Annotated in this window: 23 protein-coding genes, 1 tRNA gene and 1 pseudogene; 20 read left to right on the forward strand and 5 right to left on the reverse strand. The window is 69.0% G+C overall.

Translation table 11 applies throughout. The annotated features are described in order from the left end of the window. The first annotated feature begins 128 nt into the window (after positions 1 to 128). From QFZ26_RS10855 to QFZ26_RS10905, 10 genes and pseudogenes are all read left to right on the forward strand, one after another. Positions 129 to 332: a hypothetical protein gene (locus QFZ26_RS10855; RefSeq protein ID WP_307041969.1), complete on the forward strand. Its 204-nt coding sequence runs from the start codon at positions 129 to 131 to the stop codon at positions 330 to 332. Positions 333 to 410: 78 nt separating this feature from the next. Beyond that, positions 411 to 821, forward strand: a complete 411-nt coding sequence (locus QFZ26_RS10860) for a TadE/TadG family type IV pilus assembly protein (RefSeq protein WP_307041970.1) — start codon at positions 411 to 413, stop codon at positions 819 to 821. Further along, positions 818 to 1,846: a TadE/TadG family type IV pilus assembly protein gene (locus QFZ26_RS10865; protein WP_307041972.1), complete on the forward strand. Its 1,029-nt coding sequence runs from the start codon at positions 818 to 820 to the stop codon at positions 1,844 to 1,846. The genes QFZ26_RS10860 and QFZ26_RS10865 overlap by 4 nt, the downstream gene beginning before the upstream one ends. A 106-nt stretch (positions 1,847 to 1,952) precedes the next feature. Further along, a complete protein-coding gene (gene cpaB, locus QFZ26_RS10870; protein WP_307041974.1) occupies positions 1,953 to 2,651 on the forward strand; it encodes a Flp pilus assembly protein CpaB in 699 nt (232 codons plus the stop codon). Then, positions 2,648 to 3,952 carry an AAA family ATPase gene (locus QFZ26_RS10875; protein ID WP_307041975.1) on the forward strand — a complete coding sequence of 435 codons (1,305 nt, stop codon included), beginning with the start codon at positions 2,648 to 2,650 and terminating at the stop codon, positions 3,950 to 3,952. The genes cpaB and QFZ26_RS10875 overlap by 4 nt, the downstream gene beginning before the upstream one ends. Beyond that, positions 3,949 to 5,514, forward strand: a complete 1,566-nt coding sequence (locus QFZ26_RS10880; RefSeq protein WP_307041977.1) for a CpaF family protein — start codon at positions 3,949 to 3,951, stop codon at positions 5,512 to 5,514. The genes QFZ26_RS10875 and QFZ26_RS10880 overlap by 4 nt, the downstream gene beginning before the upstream one ends. Further along, positions 5,511 to 6,467, forward strand: coding sequence for a type II secretion system F family protein (locus QFZ26_RS10885; protein WP_307041979.1), 957 nt, complete (start codon positions 5,511 to 5,513; stop codon positions 6,465 to 6,467). The genes QFZ26_RS10880 and QFZ26_RS10885 overlap by 4 nt, the downstream gene beginning before the upstream one ends. Positions 6,468 to 6,482: 15 nt before the next feature. Then, positions 6,483 to 7,355 (forward strand): type II secretion system F family protein, encoded by an 873-nt coding sequence (locus tag QFZ26_RS10890; RefSeq protein ID WP_307041981.1) that lies wholly within the window; start codon positions 6,483 to 6,485, stop codon positions 7,353 to 7,355. A gap of 78 nt (positions 7,356 to 7,433) precedes the next feature. Continuing rightward, positions 7,434 to 8,448, forward strand: a pseudogene (locus QFZ26_RS10895) (alpha/beta hydrolase). A gap of 184 nt (positions 8,449 to 8,632) precedes the next feature. Continuing rightward, complete coding sequence (locus QFZ26_RS10905; RefSeq protein WP_307041987.1) at positions 8,633 to 9,655, forward strand: hypothetical protein; 1,023 nt, start codon at positions 8,633 to 8,635, stop codon at positions 9,653 to 9,655. Positions 9,656 to 9,783: 128 nt separating this feature from the next. On the opposite strand, the gene QFZ26_RS10910 is transcribed toward QFZ26_RS10905, so the two are convergent. From QFZ26_RS10910 to QFZ26_RS10920, 3 genes are all read right to left on the reverse strand, one after another. Further along, positions 9,784 to 10,485, reverse strand: a complete 702-nt coding sequence (locus tag QFZ26_RS10910) for an NUDIX domain-containing protein (protein ID WP_307041989.1) — start codon at positions 10,483 to 10,485, stop codon at positions 9,784 to 9,786. A 5-nt stretch (positions 10,486 to 10,490) separates the two neighbouring features. Beyond that, positions 10,491 to 10,979 carry a YajQ family cyclic di-GMP-binding protein gene (locus QFZ26_RS10915; protein ID WP_307041991.1) on the reverse strand — a complete coding sequence of 163 codons (489 nt, stop codon included), beginning with the start codon at positions 10,977 to 10,979 and terminating at the stop codon, positions 10,491 to 10,493. Positions 10,980 to 11,043: 64 nt separating this feature from the next. Beyond that, positions 11,044 to 12,060 carry a LacI family DNA-binding transcriptional regulator gene (locus QFZ26_RS10920; protein ID WP_307041993.1) on the reverse strand — a complete coding sequence of 339 codons (1,017 nt, stop codon included), beginning with the start codon at positions 12,058 to 12,060 and terminating at the stop codon, positions 11,044 to 11,046. Between the two features lie 216 nt (positions 12,061 to 12,276). Here QFZ26_RS10920 and QFZ26_RS10925 point away from each other — a divergent pair, with 216 nt between their 5' ends. The 6 genes from QFZ26_RS10925 (at position 12,277) to QFZ26_RS10950 (ending at position 17,418) form a co-directional block, all read left to right on the forward strand. Further along, positions 12,277 to 12,441 carry a hypothetical protein gene (locus QFZ26_RS10925; protein WP_307041994.1) on the forward strand — a complete coding sequence of 55 codons (165 nt, stop codon included), beginning with the start codon at positions 12,277 to 12,279 and terminating at the stop codon, positions 12,439 to 12,441. A gap of 4 nt (positions 12,442 to 12,445) precedes the next feature. Then, positions 12,446 to 13,027 (forward strand): PH domain-containing protein, encoded by a 582-nt coding sequence (locus tag QFZ26_RS10930; RefSeq protein ID WP_307041995.1) that lies wholly within the window; start codon positions 12,446 to 12,448, stop codon positions 13,025 to 13,027. A gap of 111 nt (positions 13,028 to 13,138) precedes the next feature. Beyond that, a tRNA-Tyr gene (locus tag QFZ26_RS10935) sits at positions 13,139 to 13,220 on the forward strand. Between the two features lie 115 nt (positions 13,221 to 13,335). Continuing rightward, on the forward strand, positions 13,336 to 14,235 hold the full coding sequence (locus tag QFZ26_RS10940; RefSeq protein ID WP_307041997.1) for an inositol monophosphatase family protein: 900 nt from the start codon (positions 13,336 to 13,338) through the stop codon (positions 14,233 to 14,235). Between the two features lie 154 nt (positions 14,236 to 14,389). Then, positions 14,390 to 16,243 carry a M23 family metallopeptidase gene (locus tag QFZ26_RS10945; RefSeq protein ID WP_307041999.1) on the forward strand — a complete coding sequence of 618 codons (1,854 nt, stop codon included), beginning with the start codon at positions 14,390 to 14,392 and terminating at the stop codon, positions 16,241 to 16,243. 209 nt (positions 16,244 to 16,452) lie between these two features. Next, the gene (locus QFZ26_RS10950; protein WP_307042001.1) at positions 16,453 to 17,418 is read left to right on the forward strand and encodes an endonuclease domain-containing protein; all 966 of its coding nucleotides are present in this window, start codon (positions 16,453 to 16,455) and stop codon (positions 17,416 to 17,418) included. Between the two features lie 94 nt (positions 17,419 to 17,512). Here QFZ26_RS10950 and QFZ26_RS10955 read toward each other — a convergent pair whose 3' ends face one another. Further along, the gene (locus QFZ26_RS10955) at positions 17,513 to 19,195 is read right to left on the reverse strand and encodes a glycoside hydrolase family 13 protein (RefSeq protein ID WP_307042002.1); all 1,683 of its coding nucleotides are present in this window, start codon (positions 19,193 to 19,195) and stop codon (positions 17,513 to 17,515) included. Between the two features lie 270 nt (positions 19,196 to 19,465). Here QFZ26_RS10955 and QFZ26_RS10960 point away from each other — a divergent pair, with 270 nt between their 5' ends. The 4 genes from QFZ26_RS10960 (at position 19,466) to QFZ26_RS10975 (ending at position 25,305) form a co-directional block, all read left to right on the forward strand. After that, positions 19,466 to 20,698, forward strand: coding sequence for a sugar ABC transporter substrate-binding protein (locus QFZ26_RS10960; RefSeq protein ID WP_307042004.1), 1,233 nt, complete (start codon positions 19,466 to 19,468; stop codon positions 20,696 to 20,698). A 77-nt stretch (positions 20,699 to 20,775) separates the two neighbouring features. After that, on the forward strand, positions 20,776 to 22,395 hold the full coding sequence (locus QFZ26_RS10965) for an ABC transporter permease subunit (RefSeq protein ID WP_307042006.1): 1,620 nt from the start codon (positions 20,776 to 20,778) through the stop codon (positions 22,393 to 22,395). 125 nt (positions 22,396 to 22,520) lie between these two features. Next, positions 22,521 to 23,390 carry a sugar ABC transporter permease gene (locus tag QFZ26_RS10970; RefSeq protein ID WP_307045045.1) on the forward strand — a complete coding sequence of 290 codons (870 nt, stop codon included), beginning with the start codon at positions 22,521 to 22,523 and terminating at the stop codon, positions 23,388 to 23,390. A gap of 37 nt (positions 23,391 to 23,427) precedes the next feature. Further along, positions 23,428 to 25,305, forward strand: a complete 1,878-nt coding sequence (locus tag QFZ26_RS10975; RefSeq protein ID WP_307042008.1) for a glycoside hydrolase family 13 protein — start codon at positions 23,428 to 23,430, stop codon at positions 25,303 to 25,305. A 305-nt stretch (positions 25,306 to 25,610) separates the two neighbouring features. Here the strand turns inward: QFZ26_RS10975 and QFZ26_RS10980 are convergent, their stop codons facing one another. Then, a complete protein-coding gene (locus QFZ26_RS10980; RefSeq protein WP_307042009.1) occupies positions 25,611 to 25,895 on the reverse strand; it encodes a PAAR domain-containing protein in 285 nt (94 codons plus the stop codon). Between the last annotated feature and the right edge of the window lie 11 nt (positions 25,896 to 25,906).

Genomic DNA, 25,906 nt, shown 5'->3' on the forward strand with positions numbered 1-25,906 from the left:
ATTGTTGCGATGTAAACGCGTGCACCCCCGAAGTGGGGCGTTCGGTGCATGCAGTTGCGACGGTAACTTCAACTCACCGTCGTACCCGGGATGGTGTTCTCGCTCACTCACGACAAAAGGACACTCTCATGCTCAAGGCATATTCGCGTGCGATGGCACGCATCAACTCGCTCGGCACCGAAGAAGAAGGCGCAACCGCAACCGAGTACGCCCTGGTTCTCGGCCTCGTCGCCATCGCGCTGGTCGTCGCCGCGGTCGGACTGACGCCGATCCTCACGGGTTTCGTGGCGGACGTGAACACGTGGATGGACGGTCGGACTGTCGGAAGCTGAGTAGGCGCCTCAGGCGTTTCAGCCGGGATTCGGGATGCATGTGCATCCCGAATCCCACTGGCAGTAAGGGTGTGAGTCATGCGTGCTCACGACAAGGATCGTGGTGCTGCGGCCGTCGAGTTCGCCCTGATGTTCCCGCTCGTCATCATGTTGCTGCTGAGCGTGATCGAGTTCTCTCGTCTCTGGAACATCCAGGCCACCATCTCCGACAGTGCTCGGATCGCAGCGCGCACCGCGGCGATCCTCTCCACTGACCCGACCTTCGACGACGCGGAGGTGCAGGCGGCCGCAATCGCAGATGCCACCGGGATTCCGAGCTTCGTCGATTGGACGACCGCCACTGTCACCGTCGAGCTCGACTGCGATGTGTCCGGTGTCGCGACGAGTGTGGTCACCGTCGCGCCCGGATCATTCTCGACGTGGTTCACTTCCGCCGTCGGTACCCCCATCACCTTGACCGCGAATGGAGCGATGCCATGCGGGGGATGACTTCGCCACTCCGTCGACTCGTTCGCGATGAACGCGGGGCGAACGCCGTGCTCCTCGCCCTTCTGTTCGTGCCGATACTGGGGTTCGGAGCGATCGCGCTCGATGTCTCGGCCCAGCATGCCGAGCTCGGCCAGCTTCAGCACGGCGCCGACGCCGCAGTCCTCGCCGTGGCTTCGGCATGCGCGGAGGATAGCGTCGCCTGCGTCGGACCGGCGGACGCGGCCGCAGACGCTCTCCTCGAGGGCAACGGCGCCATCCCCGTGGAGGGCGAAGCGACCACCGTGGTCGATGTGGCGAATCGAACCGTGACGGTCACGGCCGAAGCGGAGTTCCCGCACTTCCTCGCGTCGCTCATCGACGGCGATGGGGACCCCGACCACACGACCGTCAGCACCGAAGCCACCGCCGAGTGGGGTTTCATCGGTGGTGGCGATTTCCTGCCGCTGGCGATCGCGGAATGCGAGCTCGAGCACGGGGTCGCGGCGGCGGGGACGACCGGCACACCGTTCAAACTGTTCATCAAGGACACAGCCACTGGTCCGAGCCCGTGTGACGACGCCGACTACACAGGCGGATTCAGCTGGCTGACCGACGACGACTGCAACGTCACGCTGACTCCCGACCTCGTCATGGCGGGCAACAACGGGAACAACACCGGCGGTACCGGCTGCGGCACGACCTTCCTGCGCGACCTCCTCGGTCAGACCGTGCTGGTGGCGCTCTACGATCACGAAACCGGGCTCAGCGGGGGCGGGTCGAGCGGCGAATACACCATCTCGAAGTTCGCGGCGTTCCGTATCACGGGCTACTCGGTCGTGTTCGGTGGAGGCTCAGGAGCAGGCGCGACCACCGAGTACATCGGAGCACCGTACAACGCGAGTCCGTACAAGTTCACGGGGGGCCAGCGGGGCCTGCAGGGCTTCTTCGTCGAGTACGTGTCGGTCGCCGACGCCCTCCTCCTCACCTCGGAAGGCAGCGCGGGCGACCCGCTCGTCGTGCGGATCACGATCCCTCCCGACGAGTAGTCCGCAGCACCCGTCGCCCTGACCGACACACCAGCGAGGACCACTATGAAGATCCGGATCATCGGCGCCGATCGTCGCCCTCATCCTCGCCGCCGTCGGTGCACTCATGCTCGTCGCCTACGTGCGTGGCGCCGACGCGCGTGCAGCCGAAGGCGCGGAACTCGTCGACGTCTACGTCGCGCAGGCGGAGATTCCGAAGGCGATGCCGGGTGAGTCGGTGAGCGACCTTGTGGAGCTCGATTCCATCCCGGCACGCAATGTCCCCGAGGGGAGCGTCACGAACCTCGACGATCTTGCCGGCCTGGTCGCGGACGCAGACATCCTGCCGGGTGAGCCGTTGCTCGAAGCACGATTCGTCGATCCGGCTGAGCTCGCGGCTCGTGGCGACGTCGCCGTGCCCGCGGGGATGCAGCTCGTCTCGTTCACCCTTCCCGCCGACCGGGTCGTCGGCGGCCAGGTGCGCGCCGGCGACACGATCGGCCTGGTCAGCACGGTCGATCCCGACGAGGTCGGCGAGGAGCAGGACGTGATCAACCCCGTGACGAGTTTCGCCTTTCATGGCGTGCTCGTCACCAAGGTGCAGGGCGTGGTCACTCCGAACCCTGAGGCGGAGGGGCAGGTCGAGCAGGGCGCCGGCGACAGCATCATGCTCACGATCGCGCTCTCGGCGCACGACATCGAGCGGTGGGTGTGGTTCGCCGAGGGCGAGGCCGCAAGCTACGCGCAGATGTGGCTCACGCTCGAGAACGACACGACCGACAACGGTGGCACGGCGCCCGTCACGGGGAGTACCGCGTTCCAGTGACCCCACTCCTCCTCGTCAGCCGTTCCGCCGAGTACGAGACCCGTCTTCGGGCCCTGGTCGGCGAACGGCTTGCTGTGATCGACGGGGAGTTCCTGACGTTCGGTTCCCAGTTCGTGGCGAGTCGCGTGACCGGGGAACCACGGATCGCGCTCCTCGGTCCGGTGCTGAGCTACGAGGAGACCAAGGGCCTCGTCGATGCGCTCACCGTGCGGCATCCCAACCTCGGTCTCATCGTGGTGCAAGAGCAGCGCTCGGACCTCGAGGACTGGGCCGACGACATCGACATGCACGCGGTTCTGAGCCCTGACGCGAGCGACCGCGCGACGCTCGCTTTGCTCGACCGCCTCGCCGACTGGCTCATCGCCAACGGCCGGGCCGGCGCACGCGACTTCACGGTGCAGCCCGCGATCGCCCCCGTTCCTCTCGAGATCGACCCGCCTCTCGTCGATCTGGCGGATGCCTCAGTCGACTCGGCCGCGGGACCGGTGGTCGCCGAGCCCGGTTGGGTCTTTCCGCCATTGGAAGCGGGCACCCCGACTGAGGCGATCGCGGTGGTGGCGCCGAAGGGCGGTCAGGGCAAGACCACGATCGCGATCAACCTCGCGACCGGTCTCGCGGAGGTCGCCCCGAACTCGGTCGTGCTGATCGACGCGGATCTGCAGTTCGGCGATATCACCATCGCACTTGCGCTCACTCCAGAACGCACGATCGTCGACGCGGTCGCGGAGGCCGCGGACGATGAGATCGTGCTGAAGACGGCGCTGACCCATCATTCCGATGGCTTCTTCGTCGTCGCGAGTGCGCCGTCGCCGGAGCTGGGCGACCTGGTGTCGCCTGTCGCGCTCGGCCGCCTCATCGACCGCCTTCGCGCCACCTTCCGGTATGTGATCGTGGACACGACACCCGGCATGGGGGAACATTCCCTCGTCGCGCTCGAGCACGTGACCGATGCGGTGTTCGTCAGCAACATGGGGGTGCCGAGCCTGCGGGCGATGCGCACCGAGTTCGAGCTGCTGACGACGCTCGGCCTGATGCCGGGCAACCGGCATGTCGTCGTCAACCAGACCGACAAGCTCAGCGGCCTGACCATCAAGGACGTCGAGAACATCCTCGGAGCGCCGGTCGACGTCGACGTGCCGAAGTCATCGGCGGTGCTGCTGTCGAGCAACCGCGGGGTGCCACTGATCCACGATGACGTGCGCGACCCGGCCGCGAAGGCGATGCGCTCGATCGTGCTGCGCATCGCGCCCGAGGCATCCCCCACAGCGAACCAGGATCCAGAGAAGGCGGCGATCGAATGAACCTGAGTGATCGACTGAACATCATTCGCAACCAGCAAGCCGGGTCAGCGGTCCTGTCGCCGGTCGCGCCGCAACCGGCGTCGGCGATGCCTGAGGCGGAAGTGCCTCGTCCGCCGAACGCGCCGACGACCGCTCACGCGGAGGTCGCTGGAGCGCTGCGTGCAGACCAGCTCGACGGCGGGCCGCTACTCCTGCCGTCGGCACCGTCGGCACCGTCGGCACCGTCGGCAGCCCAGCGGATGCCTCAGTCGAAGCTTGCGCCGATCCTCGACCCGCTCGCCGCGGTGAAGGAGAAGGCTGCGGAAGAGCTGTTCGGCCGCATCGGCTCCCGCCTGAACGACGCATCGCTCACCGAGGAGCAGCTGCATCAACTCGCCCGTGCCGAACTCGCGGGAATCGTGGCCGGCGAGCAGCTCGCGCTCTCGACCACTGAGCGCACTCGACTGATCGAGGACATCGGCGCCGACGTGCTGGGCTACGGGCCGCTCGAGACGCTCCTCCACGATTCGAGCGTGAGCGAGATCATGGTGAATCGATACGACCGGATCTACGTCGAGCGCAACGGTCGACTGCAGGAGACGTCGCACCGATTCACCGGTGAGGCCCAGTTGAGGCGGGTCATCGAGCGCATCGTCGCCCGGGTCGGCCGGCGCATCGACGAATCGTCGCCACTCGTCGACGCGCGCCTCGACGACGGCTCACGTGTCAACGCCATCATCCCGCCGCTCGCGGTCGACGGCTCCTCCATGACCATCCGGAAATTCGCGGGCACGCCGTATACGAGTGCCGATCTCATCGAGTTCGGCACGTTCACTCCAGACGTCAGCGTGGTGCTCGACGCAGCGGTGCGCGCGAAGCTCAACATCCTCGTCTCCGGCGGCACGGGCACCGGCAAGACCACCATGCTCAACGTGCTGTCCGCGTTCATTCCGGGTGACGAACGCATCGTCACCATCGAGGACGCCGTCGAGCTGCAGTTGCAGCAGGCACATGTCGTTCGCCTCGAATCCCGCCCGCCGAACATCGAAGGACGCGGCGAGATCACGATCCGCGAACTGGTTCGCAACTCGCTGCGCATGCGGCCCGATCGCATCGTCGTCGGGGAGGTGCGCGGCCCTGAGTCCCTCGACATGCTGCAGGCGATGAACACCGGCCACGAGGGTTCCATCTCGACACTGCACGCCAACTCCCCGCGCGACGCGGTGTCGCGCATGGAGACACTCGTGCTGATGGCCGGAATGGACCTGCCGTTGCGCGCGATCCGCGAGCAGATCGCCTCGGCGATCGACCTGATCGTGCAGATCACCCGCCATAAGGACGGAGTGCGGCGCGTCACGCACATCACCGAAGTGCACGGCATGGAGGGCGACATCATCACCCTCCAGGACGCCTTCGCGTTCGATCACTCGGCGGGATACGACGCGGACGGCCGCCTGCTCGGTCGGATCGTGCCGACCGGCGTGCGGCCGCGGTTCGCCGAACGCGTCGCCGACTACGGCATCCCACTGCCCGCCTCACTGTTCCAACCGGGACCGCCGGCGATGCTCGGAGAGATACGGTGAACCCGGTCACACTCGTGGGCGGTATCGCGATCGCGCTGCTCGCGCTGCTCGTGTTCATCTTCCTCGTCGTGGCCCCACCGGCCCCGCGAGTCGCCCGCGATCGCCGGTTGGCGCCGGGCGTCGAACATATCTCGACCCTGTCGAGGGTCACCGGCAAGACCACGGCGGCGATCGAGTCTGCGACGGCGAAGCGTACGAGGCGCCTGTTCGGTCCGAGGGAACTCGAGTTGGCCGGGATCAAGACCGAGCCGTCTGGCTTCGTCATCCTCGTGGCGTCGGCCGCCTGCGTGCTCGCACTCATCGGCGCGGTGATCGGCTTCGCCAACGGGACTTCGTTCGTCTGGGCGATACTGCTCGCGCTGCTCGCGCCGGTGGGCGCCAAGTTCGTCGTGTCCGGCCGAACCTCGAGACGGAGGGCCAGGTTCCGCGACCAGATCGACGATACGGTGCAGATGATGGCCGGGAGCCTCCGTGCCGGGCATGGGCTCAGCCGCACCGTGGGCGCTGTAGCAAGCGAGGCCGAATCGCCGACGAGCGAGGAGCTCGCCCGGGTCGTGAACGAGGTGCGCCTCGGCCGCAGCCTCGCCGAATCCCTTTCCGTCACCGCCCAGCGCATGCAGAGCGAAGACTTCGAATGGGTCGCGCAGGCGGTCGCGATCAACCAGGAGACCGGCGGCAACCTCGCCGAGGTGCTCGATCAGGTCGGCAAGACCATCCGGGATCGCAATGAGATCCGTCGGCAAGTGAAGGCGCTCAGCGCCGAGGGGCGTCTCTCGGCGATCGTGCTCATCGCCCTGCCGATCGTCGTCTTCCTCTTCCTCATCATCGTGCAACCGACGTACTTCAATGCGTTCTTCAGCACGGTGGTCGGCGTGGTCGCGTTGATCCTCGCGGGGGTACTGCTCATCGTCGGGTCGATCTGGACCCTGCTGACGGTGCGAGTGAAGTTCTGAGATGGAGGTTCCACTGTGCTCATCAACATCGTGATCGGCGTGACCGCGCTCGCCCTCGGCGCCTTCGTGTTCCTGCTCTTCCCCGGCCGGCGCGTCGTCGCGGAACCCGCCGCAGAGGAACCGGCGCTCGGCGCCGTGCACCAGCAGACATCGCTCTCCGCGTCGCTCGTCGCGGCAGCGCCTCGCGGATATGTCCACTGGATCGAGAAGCAGCTCGTCTACGCGGGTCGCCCGTCCGGCTGGTCGCTCAACGGGCTGGTCGTCTGGAAGATCATGCTCGCGACCGCCGGGGTGCTCTTCGGGCTCATGTTCGTGTACAGCGGCGGGCCCGAACCGTGGAAGGTGCTGCTGGCAGTCGGAGCTGCCCTCATGCTGTTCTTCCTCCCCGATGTGCTGATCAACAGCCGTGCCCACGACCGGCAGCAAGCGATCCAGCGCTCGCTGCCCGACGTGCTCGACCAGATGACGATCGCCGTCGAGGCCGGGCTCGGATTCGACGCCGCGATGGCGAAGGCCGCCCGCAACGGCACCGGCCCCCTCGCCGAAGAGCTCATTCGAGTACTGCAGGACATGTCGATCGGCCGCACCCGTCGTGATTCGTTCATGGAACTGGAACGTCGCACGAAGATCGACGATCTGCGCCGCTTCATCCGGGCGGTCATCCAGGCCGATCAATACGGTGTCGCAATCGGCGACGTCCTGCGGGTGCAGGCGGGTGAGATGCGGCTGAAGCGGCGCCAACGTGCCGAAGAGCAGGCGATGAAGGTCAGCGTGAAGATCCTCTTCCCACTCATCTTCTGCCTCCTGCCGGTGCTCTTCATCGTGCTGCTGACCCCCGCCGCGATCGGCATGATGAGCTCCTTCAGCGGCGGCACCATCGGAGGGTAGTCGGGGAGTCCGGGACCGCCCATGGCGTGCCTCGATAGGCTGGCCACGCCATGAGGCGAGCACCGGGGAGGCAACGTGGTGGGGGATGCACGCACCGAACGCTGGCACCCCGACGTGCTCGGCGAGCGGTTCGAGCAACTGACCCTCCCGCTCGGCAGCGACGACGAGGGCGAACTCGTCGCGACGCTCGTGCGGCACCGGCCGGCGTGGCAGCTGCGGCTCACGCCGGGCGCGGCATCCGGAGCCGACGTGCTCTACGTGCACGGCTGGAGCGACTACTTCTTCAATCGAGGGCTCGCCGAGTTCTGGTCGAACGCGGGCGCGCGATTCTTCGCGCTCGACCTGCGCAAGTACGGGCGCAGCCTGCGACCCGGCCAGACGCCCGGGTACATCACCGACCTGGCCGACTACGACTCCGACATCGAGGCGGCGCTCAGTGCGATGGGGCACGGGCGATCGACGGATGCCGCCGGCGCGACATCCGGTCGCCCGCTGATCCTGCTCGGCCACTCGACCGGCGGGCTCACGCTGAGCCTCTGGGCGGCCCGGAACCCCGGGCGCGCAGCCGCGCTCGTGCTGAACAGCCCGTGGCTGGAGTTCCAGGCGAGCCGCATCGCTCGCGAGGCGCTCACACCGGTGATCAGTTGGGGCGCCAAGGTGAACCCCATGGGGCCGATGCCGAGCGTCGACCTCGGTTTCTACACGCGCACCGTCGCGAAGGAGCACGGCGGCGAGTGGGAGTACTCCCACGAGTGGCGGCCCGAACGCGGCTTCGCGATCTTCCCGGCCTGGCTGACCGCGATCCTCGCCGGGCATGCGACGGTCGCGGCGGGAATCGACGTCGGGGCCCCCGGTGCTCACGGTCTTGTCGGCGCGGTCGACGATCACGCCGCGGTGGGATGACTCGATGCTCTCGTCCGACATCGTGCTCGTCGTCGACGACATCGCCGAGCGAGTCCTGAAGCTCGGGCCGGAGGTATCAGTGGCGCGCGTCAACGGCGCGCTGCACGACGTCTTCCTCTCACGGCAGCCCGCGAGGGCGGCCGCCTATGCGGCGATCACGCGCTGGTTGCGAGGGTACGCCCCGAGCTGAGCGACCGCGGAGGGCATGTCGCCCGCGCCCGCGCGGAGTGAGTAGCGGGGGGCGGAGGCAACGGATTCGGTGGCTCCGCGCGAGGACGTGCACTCCTCCTCGACAGGGCGGATCTTGGCGCGTCCGCAATCGGCTCCGGCAACGGCATCGCACCGCCACGCGTGCAGCCCACAGGCTCATGAGCATGCCGCACCCATTTCCCGCTGACGCCCACGGCCTGATCCTCTTCGCGAACGTGCGCGACCTCGGCCGTCAGTCCGAGCTGTATGCCGCCGTTGCGGCGGGCGTGATCGAACGCGTGCGTCGCGGCGTCTACCGCGAGGTCGCCGGGCCGGCCGTCGACAGCGACCCGGGCGAATCTTTCGCCGAGCGCCACCGAGGTGCCTATCTCGCCACGATGCGGTCGCCCGTCTTCACGAGCTACTCGGCGGCTGCGATCTTCGGCCTTCCGATCATCGGACACTGGCCCGACGACGTCTACGTGATGTCGCGCGACCGGCACGGCAGTCGCCGGCCGGGCGTGATCTCGATCGCACGCACCCGCGAACACAACTTCGTCGCCATCAATGGGTGCGCGGTGACATCCGTCGAGTTCACCCTGCTGCAAATGGCGCGTCACGCACCGCTCGTCGCGGCGTTGACGGCGACGGATGCCGCATTGCACGTGCCGCGGTTCGGCACTGGCGGGGCGCTCACCACGCACGAGCTGCTGCGTGCCGAACATGAGCGGCTGAAGCCGTACCCCGGTAGTCGCCGCGCCGACGCCGTGCTGCGACGCGCCACGACGCTCGCCGACACGCCGTTGGAGACGGGGAGCCGGCTCCTCATCGAGGAACTCGGCTTCGCTCAGCCCCAACTCCAGCACGAGCTGTGGCTACCCGAGCTCGGAAAGCGGGCGTTCCTCGACTTCTACTGGCCCGAGGTCGACGCCGGCGCAGAAGCCGACGGCAGGGGCAAGTATCGCGGTGCCGCATCACGACTCCGCGCTTCCGGCGGGAGAGACGAGCGTGGCGCGGCGGCGGCAGCAGCTGCCGGCCGCGCCGCCGACATCGTCATCGCCGAGAAGGATCGCGAGAACGCGATTCGTCGACAGGTGGCCAGCTTCGATCGGTGGGACTGGGGCGAGATGGGCAGGAGACATCCGGTCGAGCAGCGCCTTCGCGCGATGGGTGTGCCGGTCATTCGGCGACCGTTCATCATCAGCTGATCCCAGGCCTCGCTCGAGCACCGCAGTGGAGGTCGTGCGTCGCGCCGGAGTGAGCGAATGTGCTCACTCCAGCGGAACGCGGTTGCTCCAGCGCGAGCGAACGGGCGGGCGGGCGGGCGATCAGCGGATCAGCCCAGCGGATGCCTCGGCGCGAACGGACCGCGCAGCGCCGCCCACTGCAGCAGCATGATCGTCTTCGCGTCGACGATGTCGCGGCCGATGCCGTCGAGCGCCCCGTCGAAGGGCAGCTCGAGCACCTCGATGTCTTCGCCCTCATGCGCGAGACCGCCGCCCGCGCCCGAGCGGGTGGCGCGGCTATAGGGCGCGGCGAAGAAGTGCAGCCGCTCGGTCACCGAGCCGGGGCTCATGTACGCGTCGAAGACGTGCTCGACCTCGCCGACCGCGTGACCGGTCTCCTCCTCGGCCTCACGGCGGATCGCCGTCTCGGGGTCGTCTTCGTCGAGCAGGCCCGCCGCGGTCTCGATGAGCAGGCCGTCGGGGTGCTCGTTCACGTACGCCGGGAACCGGAACTGGCGGGTGAGCAGCACGGTGCGCGCCTCGAGGTCGTAGAGCAGGATGCATGCCCCGTCGCCACGGTCGTAGGTCTCACGCTCTTCGGTGGTCCACCGGCCGTCGCGATGCTGGAAGTCGAACGTCGTCGTTCGCGTGACGTACCAGTTCGACGTGAGCACCCGCACGTCGCGCACGCGTACGCGCGGATTGCGATCGAGGTCGCGCCCCACGAGATCGAGGCCGGTGCGGCCGCGTCGGTCGGGCACGTCGACGCCGGGCTGCGGCACCCGCTCGCCCGTGATGTCAGCCTGCGGCATGCGGCTCAGCGGAAGTTCACGAACTGCAGGGCGACCTCGAGGTCTTTGCCCTTCAGCAGCGCCATCGTGGCCTGCAGGTCGTCGCGGCTCTTCGATGAGACGCGCAGTTCGTCGCCCTGGATCTGGCTCTTCACGCTCTTGGGCGCCTCGTCGCGGATGATCTTGTTGATCTTCTTCGCGTTCTCGGAGTCGATGCCGGCCTTCATGGAGGTCTCGATGCGGAACTCCTTGCCCGAGGCGTAGGGCTCGCCCGCGTCGAGCGACCGCAGCGAGATGCCGCGCTTGATGAGCTTCGCCTCGTAGACCTCGAGGATCGCCTTCGCGCGCTCTTCGCTGTTGGCCTTGATGAGCACCTTCTCGCCGGACTGCTCGATCGATGCGCCCACGTTCTTGAAGTCGTAGCGCTGGGCGACCTCTTTCTGCGCCTGGTGGAGGGCGTTGTCGGCCTCCATCTGGTCGACCTTGGAAACGATGTCGAACGTCGAATCTGCCATTCCGACAGTGTACCGAGCGGATGCTCCGGCCAGCAGTGTCGGCAGCGAGCCCGCCGCCCGTACGCTAGGGCGCGGGGCGGGCGGTGCTCGAGCGCACGCGCAACTCGTACGGCAGCGGGGTGGCGGCGGGCGCAGGGGCATCCGCGTCGGGCTCGAGCTGCTCCATCAGGATCTCGACCGCCTGCTCTCCTTGCACGCGAGGAAACTGCGCCACGGTGGAGAGGCCGAAGAAGTCGGCGAGGTCATGGTCGTCGATGCCGATGACCGAGACGTCGCGGGGCACGACGAGTCCGAGGTCGCGGGCGGCGAGGATCGAGCCGAAGGCCATCTCATCGGATGCCGCGAAGATCGCCGTGGGGCGGTTGTGCGGTGCACCGAGCAGCTGCTTCGTCGCGTGGTAGCCGCCCGCGATCGTGAAGTCGGCGGGAGCGAAGAGCCGCTGGTCGACCTCGAGCCCGGCGTCACGGAGCGCGCCTTCGTAGCCGATGCGGCGGTGCGTCGGCAGGTGGAAGTCGACGTCGAACTCGAGGTCGCCGCCGATGTGGGCGATGCGCGTGTGACCGAGGCCGATGAGGTGCTCGGTCGCGAGCCGGGCGACGGCGACGTCGTCGATCGTGAGGGTGCGCACTCCGGGGATCGGTCCGCCGACGCCGACGAGCGGCTTGCCGAGGTCGTGCAGTCGGGCGACCTCGGGCTCAGTGAGCTCGAGGGAGACCGCGATCACCGCGTCGACGCGCTGGCGCAAGAGGAAGTGCTCGAACACGCTCGAACGCTCTTGACCGTCGCCCGAGAGGTTGTAGAGGGTGAGGTCGTAGCCGCTGCGGAGCAGCGCCTGTTGCGCGCCCTCGAGCACCGAGGAGAAGAACCACCGGTTCAGGAACGGGATGACCACGCCGATGTTGCGCGTGCGGCCGGAGGCAAGGCTCGATGCGTTCGACGAGACGACGTAGCCGAGCCGGGCGGCCGCCTCGAGCACCTTCGCCTTGGACGCGGGCGAGACGTGGCCGCGGCCGCTGAGCGCGCGCGACACCGTCGCGGTGGAGACCCCCGCGAGCTTCGCGACCTCTTCGATGCCGGCCATGTGCCCCTCGTTTTCCCCGGCATCGCCGCGTCAGAGGAATCCTACCGCTCGGGCCCCGGCGCGGGCCCGAGCTCGGCCCGAGCGGTTCCGGCTCGCGTTGACGCCGCGCCGCGTGGCGCATTGCCTCATTCAGGGAGGTGCTGTAGAAATGGCCGAGTCTGGGCGCTCTCATCGAGGCGCGCACCCCCAGTTCGCCGCCTCGAAGGGAGCCTGCCCATGAAGTGGGTCAAACCGCTCGCCGTCGGCATCGTCGTGCTGTTCGCGCTGTTCTTCATGATCAGCCGTCCTGAGGACGCCGCCAACGCCGTGCAGGGCGCGGTCGACGCGGTGGCCACGGCCGGAGCGGCGATGGGCAGGTTCTTCACCTCGCTCGCCTCGTGACGCCATGAGCATCTTCGGGTTCGACCCCAGGGTCGAGCGCCACCTGATCGCCGACGAGGGCGAGGTGATCATCGACGAGGTGCGCAAGCACTGGGCGGCCACCGTCGGCCCGATGCTCGAGATGGCCGCCGCGATTCCCGTGCTGCTGCTGCTCGCCTGGCTGCCGAGCGGCGCCTACTGGCTTCCGCTGTTCCTCGCCCTGTTCCTCGTGCTGCACGGCATGTGGCGCATGCTCGCCGTGCAGATGGACCGCTTCGTCGTCACCAACATGCGGGTGTTCCGGGTGCATGGCATCCTGTCGCAGCGCATCGCCACGATGCCCATCGCGCGAATCCTCGACATCTCGGTGTACAAGCCGCTCATCGGCCGCGTCTTCGGCTACGGGCACTTCATCTTCGAATCGGCCGCGCAAGACCAGGGCCTGCGCGAGATCAGGTTCGTCGGCTCGCCGAACGAGCGCGGTGCGACGATCCAGCGGGTCATCCAGCGCTCGGGACTGCGCGGGCCGGCGCGGGCCGCACGCCCGGCGCCCACCGACTTCGACCCGAACGAGACGGCCGAGATGCCGTGGTGGCGCGCGGGTTGAGCCCGCAGCATCCGTCAATCTCCCGCGGGCGTGCGCTGATTTCTCGACACGCCATTCCATGGGTATCCTTGACAGGCCCCCGGTTGTGTGCAGAACGTGGTCGGGTGCGATGGCGAGTTACCCAAGCGGCCAAAGGGATCTGACTGTAAATCAGACTGCTCAGCATTCGGGGGTTCGAATCCCTCACTCGCCACGTATGAAGCCCCGGTTCGCCGGGGCTTTCGTCGTCTCCGGGGCTTTCGTCGTCGCCGGTGCTTTCGTCGTCTCCGGGGCGGGCGCGCGACGGGGCGGGGCGTAGCGTTATGGGAATGAGCGAGCGCGAGGCATCCGTCGAGAACCAGTCAGTCGCAGCGTCGGGTGGGGCTGAGGCATCCGGAACCACCGTCGGCCCCGAGGCATCCGCCGCACCGGCCGCCCTGCTGCAACTGGCCCGCCGCATCGCCGTGCAGGCTGCCGAGTTCGCGCTCGCAGCGCGCCGGGTCGGCGTGGCGGTCGCCGCGACCAAGTCGACGCCGACCGACATCGTCACCGCGACCGATCGGGAGACCGAGACGCTCATCCGCTCGCTGATCCTCGCCGCGCGCCCCGACGACGGCATCATCGGCGAAGAGGACATCGCGCACGTCGGCACGAGCGGACTCGACTGGGTCGTCGACCCCATCGACGGCACCGTGAACTTCCTCTACGGGATCCCGGCGTGGTCGGTCAGCATCGCCGTCGTCGAGGGCACCCCCGAGCCCGGCGGCTGGACCACGCTCGCCGGCGTCGTCGCGAACCCCGTGACAGGCGAGGTGTTCGAGGCCACCGCGGGAGGAGGGGCGCGACTCGGTGAGCTCTCGCTCGCGGTCAACACCGGCGTCGCACTGAGCCAGGCGCTCGTCGGTACCGGGTTCTCGTACTCGGCCGAGCGGCGGCGCGAGCAGGCGCAGGTGCTGCTCGAGCTGCTGCCGCGCGTACGCGACCTGCGCCGCGCGGGCTCGGCGGCGCTCGACCTCTGCGCGGTCGCCGCCGGACGGCTCGACGCCTTCTACGAGCGGGGCCTGAACCCGTGGGACCACGCTGCCGGCGCGCTCATCGCCCGCGAGGCGGGTGCCCGCGTCGGCGGGCTCGGCGGCGGGCCAGAGAGCTTCGAGCTCCTCGTCGCCGCGGCGCCGGCACTGTACGCGGAACTGGCGACTGCGCTCATCGACGCGGGCGTCGACGCGTGACCGGTTCGGGCCGATCTGCCCGGTACGAGCTGCCAGCCCGTACGGATGCCGCGGTCAGGGCATGTCCAGACTTCCGGGAATCTCCGTCTCACTTGGCACGGTCAGACGAGAACGGCTAGTCTTTACCAATCCGTTATCTCGGCGAAGTGCTGGGATGACCACCTCGATCCTCTTCCCGCCGCCCAAGCCGAGAGTTCTCCTCCACGTGCTCGAGTCCCCCCTCGTGCCCGACGGTTCAACGCCAGGCACCCAGGCTTCCCTGCCGCCCGAACGACCCCTCACCCGGCGTGAGCTGCGCGAGGCAGAGGCAACTGAAGCTCGACGCGCAGAACTCGCGAACGGTGCGGTAGCGGATGCCGCGGCGCAGCCGCCGGTGCATCAGCCCCCGTTCGAGGCATCCGCCCGGCGCCCTGCAACGCAGCCGAGCTTCGACGATCTCTTCGGCCCCAGGGGCGGGGCCGCGGCCGTGTATCCGCCGCCTCCGTCGCAGACGCACCAGGCCGCTCGGCCCGTTCACCAGCCGGCGCAGCCCTCGTATTCTTCCCAGGCCTCGCAGCCCTCGCAGCCCTCGTCTCCCTCGCATCCTGAAGCTCTCGCGATCGATGCCCTCCGGCCCCGCCGTGGCACCGCCCGCCCGCCCGTTCCCTCCGTTGAGGCCGAGCCGATCGACCATCACGTCGACCGCGACTCGGCCTTCGGTGCATCCGGCGCCCGGAGCGCGGCATCGACCGGATTCGACGACCTGTTCGCCGGACTCGGCGACGCCGCCGGCACCGAAGAGGTGACTCGCGGCGATCGCGCGACTCGAGGCGTTCGCGGTGCGAAGCCCACCAGGGCCGAGCGCAAAGCTGCGAAGTCCACCGGCCCGAAGCGAAGCGGCAACGCAACCGTGCCGCCTTCCCCCCGCGCAACCGCGCCTGGCGTGCTGCCCATCGGTGCTGCAACCGACGACTTCGCGGCGCTCATCGCCGCCGCAGCCGGCGCCGGTGCGGCTGCCTCGCCGGCTCCGACCGACGCGCCGGCCCCGCCGCGCTTCGACGCGCGACCCGCGGCTGCGGAGCTGCTTTCGCCGGCTTCCGGCGCGGGCGCCCTCCCGGCGTCCATCGCCGCCGCGCGGTCCACCGCCGCCGCCACCGCCAGCGCGGGCGCAGCCGCGCTTCCTCCCGCCGACGGCCGCGCCTCACGGCGCGCGTCGCACGCACCGCACTCGCGGCGGGCATCCGACTCGGCCTCACGCCCGGCATCCGCCTCGGCCTCACGCCCGGCATCCGTCACCGCACCTCGTACTGCGCAGCGCCGCTCCCGCGCCTCGACTCGGGTCGCGAGCATCGTGGCCATGAGTTTCGCCGCGCTGCTCGCCGTTGCGACATCCGTGCCCTCGCTCTCGCTGCTCTCGCCCGAAGACGTGCAGGCGATGGCGCTCGAGAGCACGAACCCGGGCATTCAAGGCGGCCAGCGCGTCGAGATCACCGGCGGCGTGCTCGCACAAGACGTCGCGCGCGAGGGCTACGCGACGCAGACCATCGACGAGTACGCGCGGGCCGCCGGCATCCGCCCGGAGGCGACCTTCACGAACAACCCGGCTGGCACGATCCAGTGGCCGTTCGCGGTCGGCGTGCACATCGGCGACCGCTTCGGCTACCGCGATTGCTCCGGATGCTCGAGCGACCACGGCGGGCAGGACTTCAACCCGGGGCTCGGCGCCGAGATCCAGGCGATCGCCGATGGCACCGTCTCGAACTCGACCGACTCGGGCGGCTCGCTCGGCGTGGTCATGATGATCGACCATGTCATCGACGGCCAGGTCGTGACGAGCGTGTACGCGCACATGGAGTACGACTCGCGGCGCTTCGAGGTCGGCGACACCGTCGCGGTCGGCGACGTCATCGGCTCGACCGGCGACACCGGCATGTCGACCGGCCCGCACCTCCACTTCGAGATCCGCCTCGGCGGCATCAACGGCACCAAGGTCGACCCGCTCGAGTGGTTGTACGCCAACACGAACTAGCGCGGCATCCGCTCGGCCGGCGGCGTACCGTCCGGGCCCCCGGTGCCGTCTCAGGAAAAGTGTGCGCACAGGCCGCCACAGCGGCGTGCGGGTCCCAATCTCCTGAATTGGCGGACCGACTGCTCCTCGACAGACGTTGATGCAGAGCAGTTGAGCGCTGTCGCGGGCGGATGCCCGCCCACCGATGTGACATCGGTGAGGCTCTCCGAATGTCGTCCTCGCACACGTCCCTGCTTGCGCTCGCCAATCGACATGGAGGGGCACTCTCGCTCCACGCATGCCGACACGCGGGCTTCTCGGCATCCGAGCTCGCCTCTGCAGTGGAGCAGGGGAGCCTGATTCGAGTGCGCCGTGGCTGGTTTGCGACCGAAGATGCGCCAAGTGATGTCATTCGTGCGGTTCGAGTCGGTGGAGCTCTCACCGCCGCATCGTCGGCGCGGTTGAGCGGCGTCTGGTTGCTCGAGGACGAGCTGCTGCATGTTCGCGTTCTGCCGAACGCGTCTCGACTCCGTTCGCCAGATGACCCCTCGGTCCTGCTCGAACGCGAGGAGCACCGCGTCTGTCTGCACTATCGCTCGGCAGGTCCGACACCGACGGATGCCTGGGCTCAAGAAGCGGCGCGCGACGGGCTCGCGGGCAGTATCGCGGAGATGTTCCGGTGCGCCGGGACGGTCCCTGCGATGGTGGCGCTGGAGTCCGCGCTCAACCGCGATCTCTTGTCGATGCAGTTGATCGAACTCATCCGTGGTCTGACGCCCGCCTGGGCACACCGCCCGCTCGAACTCGTGTCGCCCGACAGCGACTCGGGTCTGGAAACGATCGCGCGGCTACTGCTGCACCGGCACCGCGTCAGGGTGCAGACGCAGGTCTGGATGGCTGGTGTGCGCCGAGTCGACTTGCTCATCGGCGACCGGCTGATCCTCAAGCTCGATGGGCGCTCCTTTCACTCAGGAGGGGACTTCGAGCGCGACCGCGCGCAAGACCTTGAACTCGCGTTGCGCGGGTATCTCGTCGTGCGACTCTCCTACCGCATGGTGACCGCCGACTGGGACCGCACGCACCGCGCAGTTGTCGAGCTGGTCAGGCGCGGCCTGCACCGCTGGGGACGGCCGGCCCGCGAAGGCGCGTCCCTCCGCCTTGCCAACTCAGGAGATTGGGCGATGAGTGCGCTCTGAGGCGCGGGCGGCGCCCAGTTTCCTGCGCAAGAGAACGGAGGCGGGCGGATGCCGCGGCATCCGTCGCCCGTGAGGAGCGGATGCCGGACAGCGACTACGCGGCGAGCCAGACGGTCGTGTCGGCGGGCAGCGAGCGCCCGGTGAGCGCCTCGCTCGCGAGGAGCACGTCGCCGGCGGGCAGCTCGACGGGCGTGTCGCCCGTGTTCGCCACGACGATGACGGCGCCGTTGCGCAGCGCGACCACGGAGTCGGGGTAACCCGGCAGCCACTCGAGCGTGCCCGATCCGAGGTCGTGCTCGCGACGGAGTGCGAGGGCGGCACGGTAGAGCTCGAGCGTCGACCCCTCGACCCCGCGCTGGCGGTCGCGCGCGAGCTCGGCCCACTGTGCGGGCTGCGGCAGCCACGAGGCATCCGTCGGTCCGAAGCCGTAGGACGGCGCCGAGCCCTCCCAGGGCAGCGGCACGCGGCATCCGTCGCGGCCGTAGCGCTCGCCGTTCGTGCGGAACCAGGTGGGGTCTTCGCGAGCCTCGTCGGGCAGATCGATGACCTCGGGGAGGCCGAGCTCTTCGCCCTGGTAGAGGTACGAGGAGCCGGGCAGGGCGAGCATGAGCGAGGTCGCCGCACGTGCGCGGCGCAGGCCGGGCTCGTATGCGGGCAGGCCCTTCGAGCGAGCGCCGAGGCCGTGTCCCTGCGGGTTCGCCTCGGTCACCGAGAGGCGGGTCGCGTGGCGCACGACGTCGTGGTTGGAGAGCACCCACGTGGAGGGGGCGCCCACGGCGCCGAACGCGTCGAGCGACGCGTCGATGACCTTGCGGAGGGCCGGGCCGTTCCACGGCGTCTCGAGGTAGGCGAAGTTGAACGCCTGGTGCATCTCGTCGGGCCGCACCCACTTGGCGACGCGGGGGAGCGGGTCGACCCACGCCTCGGCGGCGAGGATTCGCTCGCCGGGGTACTCGTCGAGCAGCTTGCGCCAGTCGCGGTAGATGTCGTGCACGCCGTCTTGACCCCAGTAGGGCGCGCTGTCGCCGGGCTCGGTCGAGATCTCGGGTTCGAGGGCGACGCCGGATGCCGCGGACGCGCCGCCGCCCATGCTGCCGCCCTCGGCGGGCGGCGTGTAGTCGGGCAGCCCGTCGGCCTTGATCATGCCGTGCGCGACGTCGACGCGGAAGCCGTCGACTCCACGGTCGAGCCAGAAGCGCAGGATGCGGCGGAACTCCTCGCGCACGTCTTCGTTGGTCCAGTCGAAGTCGGGCTGCGAGCTGTCGAACAGGTGGAGGTACCACTGGCCGGGCGTGCCGTCGGGCTCGACGACGCGGGTCCACGCGGGGCCCCCGAAGACGGACTCCCAGTTGTTCGGCGGCTCGTCGCCGGCCGGGCCGCGGCCGTCGCGGAAGAGGTAGCGTGCGCGCTCGGCACTGCCGGCCGGCGCCGCGAGGGCGGCCTGGAACCACTCGTGCTCGTCGGACGAGTGGTTCGGCACGAGGTCGATGATGACGCGGATGCCACGAGCGCGGGCCTCGGCGACCATGTCGTCGAAGTCGGCGAGCGTGCCGAAGCGGGGGTCCACGTCGCAGTAGTCGGCGACGTCGTAGCCGGCGTCGCGCTGGGGCGAGGTGTAGAACGGGGAGAGCCAGATGGCGTCGATGCCGAGGTACTGGAGTTCTTCGAGGCGCGAGGTGATGCCGGCGAGATCGCCCATGCCGTCACCGTTCGCATCGGCGAACGACCGGGGGTAGATCTGGTAGATCGCGGCGGTGCGCCACCATTCGGAAGTCATGTCGGAAACTGTACGACATCTGGGCACCTGATGGAAACGCTTGCAGTATCCGCCCGTCACATCTTGGTTACAAACCTGTATCGATACGCGCTAGGCGGTTTGGTAATGGGCGTAACGCAGGGTATACCTGTAATCGCTTGCACATCGCGAGCATTCCATACGGAAGAACGGCCTTTCGAGCACGGTGCGGTTCCGCAAGTCGGAACGGGGAACACAGCTCCCTCACCAGGCGAAGGCGCCGAACTCACGCACACTGAGAAGGGCACACCAATGAGGGTGAACACGAAGAGCCTCCTCGCTGCCGGGGCCGTCGCGGTTGTCGCGACGCTCGGCCTCGCGAGCTGCTCCGCCGGCGACAGCGGCTCCGAGGGCGAAGCCTCGGCCAGCAGCACGCTGACGGTCTGGGTCGACGCCGAGCGCGTCGACGCGGTCCAGGGCGCAGCAGACGCCTACTCCGAGAAGACCGGAGTCAAGGTCGACATCGTCGGCAAGAGCGTCGACGACATCAAGGACGACTTCATCCAGCAGGTTCCGACCGGCAAGGGCCCCGACATCACGATGGGCGCCCACGACTGGCTCGGAGAGCTGTCGACCAACGGTGTCGTCGCTCCCATCGAGCTCGGCGACTCCGCCGGTGACTACCTCCCCGTCGCGGTCGACGCGTCGACCTACGAGGGCACCGTCTACATGCTCCCCTACGCGGTCGAGAACATCGCCGTGCTCCGCAACGCCGACCTCGTTCCCGAGGCCGCCACGAGCTTCGACGACATGATCGCCAAGGGCCAGGCCGCCGGCCTCACCCACCCGTTCGTGGTGGAGCAGGGCGCCGAGGGCAACCCGTACCACCTGTACCCGTTCCAGACCGCGTTCGGCGCGCCCGTCTTCGGCAGCGGTGCTGAGGGCTACGACCCGACCGACCTGCAGCTCGGCAACTCGGGCGGCGAGCAGTTCGCCGCGTGGCTCGGCAGCCAGGGCAAGAACGGCACCGGCGCCTTCAACACCGACATCGACGGCGAGATCGCCAAGCAGGCGTTCCTCGACGGCACCGCCGCCTTCTGGCTCACCGGCCCGTGGAACGTGGGCGCTGCACTCGACGGCGGCATCAACGTCGCGATCGACAGCGTTCCGAGCCCGACCGCAGAGGTCGCCTCGCCGTTCGCCGGCGTGAAGGGCTTCTTCGTCTCGGCCGAGTCGAAGAACCAGGTCGCCGCGAACGACTTCCTCGTCAACTACATCGGCACCGAAGACGTGCAGCTCGAGCTCTTCGAGGCGGGCAACGTCCTCCCCGCGCTCTCGGCTGCCGCTGAGGCCGCATCGAGCGACCCGATCGTCGCCGGCTTCGCCGCCGTCGGCGCCGAGGCCGTGCCGATGCCCGCCATCCCGGCAATGGGCTCCGTCTGGCAGTACTGGGGCATCGCCGAGGCCGACATCATCAACGGTGCCGACCCCGTCGCGACCTGGCAGAAGCTGGCCGCCGACGTGCAGACCGCGATCACCAAGTAACGACCGATTGCTCCGGGTCGGATGCCACTGCGGCATCCGGCCCGGAGCACTCACGTTCCACGAGAAGAGCGAGCAGGATGACCACCACGATCGACGACGAGGTCGCAGCAGGGGCCCCGAAGAAGCCCACGAAGCGACAGCGCCGGGCCGCAGGCATCGCCGAAGCGGCATCCGGCGGCGTGAAGATGCTCCTGCTCAAGATCCTCATGCTCGGCATCGTCGACGCGATCGCCGTCTTCGGGATCTTCATCCTCGTCGGGGGCGGGCAGTGGCTCGTCGCGACGGCCGTCGCCGTGGTGGCCGCGCTCGTCAACTGGATCTACTTCTCCCGCACCAAGCTCCCGGGCAAGTACCTCACGCCCGGCGTGATCTTCCTCGTCATCTTCCAGGTGTTCGTGCTCGTCTACACGGGCTACATCGCCTTCACGAACTACGGCACCGGCCACAACGGCTCGAAGGAGCAGGCGGTCTCGTCGCTCATGAGCTCGGCGCTCGAGCGCGTCGAGGACTCGCCGACCTACGCGGTCACCGTCGTCGACCAGCTCGGCACCCTCGGCCTGCTCGTCACCGACCCCGAGGGTGAGGCGAGCGTCGGCACGAACACCCAGCCCCTCGACGAGGTCGACGCCGAGATGGAGGGCGGCAAGGCCGTCGCCATCGACGGCTGGACCACCCTCAGCTTCGCCGACGTGCTCGCCCGCACCGACGAGATCACCGAGCTCGCGGTGCCGTTCTCCGACGACCCGAACGACGGCGCGATCCGCACGCCCGACGGCTCGAACGGATACCTCTACCTCTCGAACCTCGAGTACGACGAGGCCGCGGGCACGATGACCGACCTCCGGACCGGCACGGTGTACTCCGATATCGGCACCGGCGCCTTCACCTCCGAAGACGGTGAGGAGCTGCTGCCCGGCTGGCAGATCGTCGTCGGCTTCGACAACTTCGTGCGTGCCGTCACCGACGAGCGCCTCGCCGGCCCGCTCCTCTACGTCACCCTGTGGACGTTCCTCTTCGCCTTCGTGTCGGTGGCGTCGACGTTCTTCCTGGGGCTCTTCCTCGCGATCGTCTTCAACGACATGCGGATGCGCGGACGCAAGTACTACCGCGTGCTCATGATCCTCCCCTACGCCGTCCCGTCGTTCCTGTCCGCCCTCATCTGGGCGGGCATGATGAACGAGAGCTTCGGCTTCATCAACCAGGTGCTGCTCGGCGGGGCGGAGATCCCGTGGCTGACCGATCCCGTGCTGGCCAAGGTCTCGGTGCTCATCGTGAACCTGTGGCTCGGGTTCCCGTACATGTTCCTCGTGTGCACCGGCGCGTTGCAGTCGATCCCCGACGAACTGCAGGAGGCGGCCACCGTCGACGGGGCGAGACCCTGGGCGGTCTTCCGATTGATCAAGCTGCCGCTGCTGCTCGTGAGCGTCGCGCCGCTGCTCATCGCGTCGTTCGCGTTCAACTTCAACAACTTCAACGTGATCTACATGCTCACCGACGGCGGGCCGCGCGACTCCAACGCCCCGATTCCCGTGGGCTTCACCGACATCCTGATCACGATGGTCTACAAGGTCGCGTTCACCGGCCAGTCGCGTGACTACGGACTCGCGAGCGCGTACTCGATCATCATCTTCATCGTCGTGGCCGTGATCTCGATCATCGCGTTCCGACGCACCAAGTCCCTCGAGGAGCTGAACTGATGGCCACGCAGCAGCCCGTTCCCGGGACCCCGACCGGACTCATCGCGGGTGAGATCGACGAGTTCGCGGATGCCTCGACGCGCGCGAGCGCGACCGTCGCCGATGGCGCCGGCCCGCGTCCGGACATGCCGCGCCGTCCGTTCAACTTCGGCCGCTGGTTCCGGGCGACCGGATGGCGCCACATCGTGGGCGTCGTCATGATCGTGTTCTCCCTGTTCCCGATCGTGTTCGTCGTGTCGTCGTCGCTCAACCCGCGTGGCACGCTCACCGGCTCGAACGCCCTGTTCTCGCAGATCGGGCTCGAGAGCTACGTGCGGATCCTCTCCGATCCGCAGATCCCGTTCTCGACGTGGTTCGCGAACACGCTCATCATCGCGAGCATCACGGCGGTCGGCACCGTGTTCCTCGGTGCGCTCGCCGCGTACTCCTTCTCGCGCATGCGATTCACGGGCCGGCGCTTCGGGCTCATCTCGATCGTCGTCGTGCAGATGTTCCCGCAGCTGCTCGCCGTGGTCGCGATCTTCCTGCTCATGAGCGCGATCGGCGATTGGTTCCCGGCCATCGGCCTGAACACCCACATCGGCCTGATCATGGTCTACCTCGGGGGTGCACTCGGCGTGAACACGTACCTCATGTACGGCTTCTTCAACACGGTGCCCGCCTCGATCGACGAGGCGGCGAAGATCGACGGGGCGGGCCACGCGCGCATCTTCTTCACGATCATCCTGCGCCTCGCAGCCCCCATCCTCGCCGTCGTGGCGCTGCTCTCGTTCATCGGGTCGGTCAACGAGTTCGTCGTGGCATCCGTGCTGCTCATCGACAACGAGAACCAGACCCTCGCCGTGGGCCTCACGAAGCTCGTGGCGAACCCGCGCTACGCCGACTGGAGCGCCTTCTCGGCCGGCGCCGTGATCGCCGCGCTGCCGGTGGTCGCGCTGTTCCTGTTCCTGCAGAAGTACATCGTCGGTGGGCTGACTGCCGGCGCCGTGAAGTAGGGCCGCCACCGTCGGTGGACGATGAGAGGGTGAGGCCATGCCCTCGCGATTGACGCCGCACCACGATGGATCCCCCCTGTACGTCTCGACGCAGGCGCCCGAGCTCGGTGAGGTCGTGCGGGTGCGGCTTCGCGTTCCGGGCGACTTCGGCCCGCTCGCGTGGGTCGGCACGCGGTCGAACCCGAACCGGGAGCCGCGGTTCGACGAGGCATCCGTCATCGCCGCCGCCGATGGGTGGCAGTGGTGGGAGGCATCCGTCGAGGTCGAGAACCCCGTGCACGGCTACCGGTGGCTGCTCGTCGGTGTCGACGGCCGGCAGCACTGGCTGAACCAGCTCGGCCTGTTCACGACCGAGGTGCGCGACCACGACGACTTCCGGCTCGTCGCGCACGAGCCCGCGCCCGCGTGGGCGGCGTCGAGCATCCTGTACCAGGTGTTCCCCGACCGGTTCGCGCGGTCGGCGGCCGCAGGCTCGCGCCCGGCGCCCGAGTGGGCGATCCCGGCCGAGTGGAGCGACCCGCTCGACCCCGTGCCCCCCGCGCGCTCGACGCAGTTCTTCGGCGGCGACCTCGACGGCGTGCGCGAGCACCTCGACCACCTCGAGTCGTTCGGCGTCAACCTGCTGTACCTCACGCCCATGTTCCCGGCGCGCTCGAACCATCGCTACGACGCGTCGACGTTCGACGTGGTCGACCCGCTGCTCGGTGGCGATGAGGCGCTCGTGCGACTCGTCGAGGCGGCGCACGCCCGCGGCATCCGCGTCATCGGCGACCTCACCTCGAACCACTCGGGCGACGCGCACGAGTGGTTCCGCACGGCACAGGCCGACCCCGACTCGGTCGAGCGCGGCTTCTACTACTTCCGCGACGAGGCGCAGGGCGGCGGCTACGAGTCGTGGCTCGGCGTGCCGAGCCTGCCGAAGTTCGACTGGAGCTCGGCCGAGCTGCGCCGTCGCTTCATCGAGGGGCGCGACTCGGTCGTGGCGAGGTTCCTCGCGCCGCCGTTCAACCTCGACGGCTGGCGCATCGATGTCGCGAACATGACGGGCCGGCTCGGTGCCGAAGACCTGAACGCCGAGGTGCGACAGACCATCAGGCGCACGATGCTCGACGTCAACCCCGACACGATCCTGCTCGGCGAGTCGACGAACGACGCGGCGAGCGATGTGCAGGGCGACGCATGGCACGGCGCGATGACCTACACGCCGTTCACCCGGCCGCTCTGGAGCTGGCTGCTCGAACCCGGCAGTCCCGCCGGCGGCGGCATCGGCTTCCCGCTGGCCGCCGTGCCGAGCTACGACGGCCATGAATTCCTCGAGACGCACCTGCGGTTCGCGGCCGGGTTCCCCTGGCGCACCCGGCTCGCCACCATGAACGCACTCGACACGCACGACACTCCCCGCTTCGGCACGCACGCCCGACCGGGCACCCTCCCCGTGGCGCTCGGGCTCGCGGTGACGCTGCCTGGCATTCCAGTGGTGTGGGCGGGCGACGAGTTCGGGCTCACGGGGGTCGACGGCGAGGCGTCGCGCACGCCGATCCCGTGGGGGAGCGAGACCGCGTCCGAGGTCGCGCCCGTGCTCGACACGTACCGCGAGCTGCTCGGGCTGCGCCGCGCGCACCCGGTGCTCGCGACCGGCGGCCTGCGATGGCTCGCGGTGGGCGACGACGCGATCGCGTTCGTACGGGAGTCCGCCGACGAGCAGCTGCTCGTGTTCGCGGCGCGGGCGGCTGCGACGCTCGAGCTGCCCGCCGCCGCGATCGCGATGACGGATGCCGCGGCGCGCCTCACGGGCGACGCCGAGCTCGAGGCATCCGGCGATCTCCTGCGGTTGTCGTCGGGTGCGCCCGCGTTCGCGGTGTGGCGACTCGCCGGCGTCGCCGCTCCTGCCTGGTCGGGGCCGGCGCCCGCCTGACGGCCTGCGGCGAGGCATCCGCTGGCCCTCGTGCCGGATGGCGCGGAAGCGCCCTGCCCCTCGCGGGGGGTGTTGCCCAGCTCGGCTGATGCGGCCGGGTCGTCGTCCAACGGGGCATTCGCCTGCGGTCTGCAGGAAAAGAGGCGACAGACCGCTCCTGGTGAGGGTCAGTCGCCTATTTTCCTGAGTTGCTCGGGTGCGACGCGTGCTCGCGACAACCGCTCGCCGCTTGCGCAGGATGGGGGCCGCCATGCTGCAGGAGCGGTGTGTCGGCGCTCATCCTGCGGGAGCCGCGAGGGCGAGCGCTAGCCGCCGATGATCACGGTGGGCGCGCCCGGGCCCGGCGCGATCGGGGCGCCGTGCAGCGTGAGGTCGCCGACCCGCGCGGCGGGGAATCCGCCGATCAGCACGGTCATGCTGCCCTGCGCGATGCCGTTCGGCGCGGGTGAGACGCAGACGATGCCGCCCGGCATCGCGTTCGCGACCGCGGCGGGCATGTTCAGGATGAGCACCGTCGGCACCGCGGCCACCGGGGTTATCGGGCCGCCCACGTGGGGCACCACTCCGTCGACGAGGGCGCAGAGCGCCACATCGCCTGCGC

This window comes from Agromyces ramosus (genome assembly GCF_030817175.1).
Taxonomy (GTDB): Bacteria; Actinomycetota; Actinomycetes; order Actinomycetales; family Microbacteriaceae; genus Agromyces; species Agromyces ramosus_A.

What these genes read in the sequence shown, in the direction of transcription:
- cpaB (WP_307041974.1), top strand. Translation starts at nt 1,953, where the DNA reads ATGCTCGTCGCCTACGTGCGTGGCGCCGACGCGCGTGCAGCCGAAGGC.
- QFZ26_RS10915 (WP_307041991.1), bottom strand. Translation starts at nt 10,979, where the DNA reads ATGGCAGATTCGACGTTCGACATCGTTTCCAAGGTCGACCAGATGGAG.
- QFZ26_RS10940 (WP_307041997.1), top strand. Translation starts at nt 13,336, where the DNA reads ATGAGCGAGCGCGAGGCATCCGTCGAGAACCAGTCAGTCGCAGCGTCG.
- QFZ26_RS10865 (WP_307041972.1), top strand. Translation starts at nt 818, where the DNA reads ATGACTTCGCCACTCCGTCGACTCGTTCGCGATGAACGCGGGGCGAAC.
- QFZ26_RS10965 (WP_307042006.1), top strand. Translation starts at nt 20,776, where the DNA reads ATGACCACCACGATCGACGACGAGGTCGCAGCAGGGGCCCCGAAGAAG.
- QFZ26_RS10920 (WP_307041993.1), bottom strand. Translation starts at nt 12,060, where the DNA reads ATGGCCGGCATCGAAGAGGTCGCGAAGCTCGCGGGGGTCTCCACCGCG.
- QFZ26_RS10930 (WP_307041995.1), top strand. Translation starts at nt 12,446, where the DNA reads ATGAGCATCTTCGGGTTCGACCCCAGGGTCGAGCGCCACCTGATCGCC.
- QFZ26_RS10925 (WP_307041994.1), top strand. Translation starts at nt 12,277, where the DNA reads ATGAAGTGGGTCAAACCGCTCGCCGTCGGCATCGTCGTGCTGTTCGCG.
- QFZ26_RS10955 (WP_307042002.1), bottom strand. Translation starts at nt 19,195, where the DNA reads ATGACTTCCGAATGGTGGCGCACCGCCGCGATCTACCAGATCTACCCC.
- QFZ26_RS10960 (WP_307042004.1), top strand. Translation starts at nt 19,466, where the DNA reads ATGAGGGTGAACACGAAGAGCCTCCTCGCTGCCGGGGCCGTCGCGGTT.
- QFZ26_RS10975 (WP_307042008.1), top strand. Translation starts at nt 23,428, where the DNA reads ATGCCCTCGCGATTGACGCCGCACCACGATGGATCCCCCCTGTACGTC.
- QFZ26_RS10970 (WP_307045045.1), top strand. Translation starts at nt 22,521, where the DNA reads ATGCCGCGCCGTCCGTTCAACTTCGGCCGCTGGTTCCGGGCGACCGGA.
- QFZ26_RS10855 (WP_307041969.1), top strand. Translation starts at nt 129, where the DNA reads ATGCTCAAGGCATATTCGCGTGCGATGGCACGCATCAACTCGCTCGGC.
- QFZ26_RS10860 (WP_307041970.1), top strand. Translation starts at nt 411, where the DNA reads ATGCGTGCTCACGACAAGGATCGTGGTGCTGCGGCCGTCGAGTTCGCC.
- QFZ26_RS10905 (WP_307041987.1), top strand. Translation starts at nt 8,633, where the DNA reads ATGCCGCACCCATTTCCCGCTGACGCCCACGGCCTGATCCTCTTCGCG.
- QFZ26_RS10945 (WP_307041999.1), top strand. Translation starts at nt 14,390, where the DNA reads ATGACCACCTCGATCCTCTTCCCGCCGCCCAAGCCGAGAGTTCTCCTC.
- QFZ26_RS10910 (WP_307041989.1), bottom strand. Translation starts at nt 10,485, where the DNA reads ATGCCGCAGGCTGACATCACGGGCGAGCGGGTGCCGCAGCCCGGCGTC.
- QFZ26_RS10950 (WP_307042001.1), top strand. Translation starts at nt 16,453, where the DNA reads ATGTCGTCCTCGCACACGTCCCTGCTTGCGCTCGCCAATCGACATGGA.
- QFZ26_RS10880 (WP_307041977.1), top strand. Translation starts at nt 3,949, where the DNA reads ATGAACCTGAGTGATCGACTGAACATCATTCGCAACCAGCAAGCCGGG.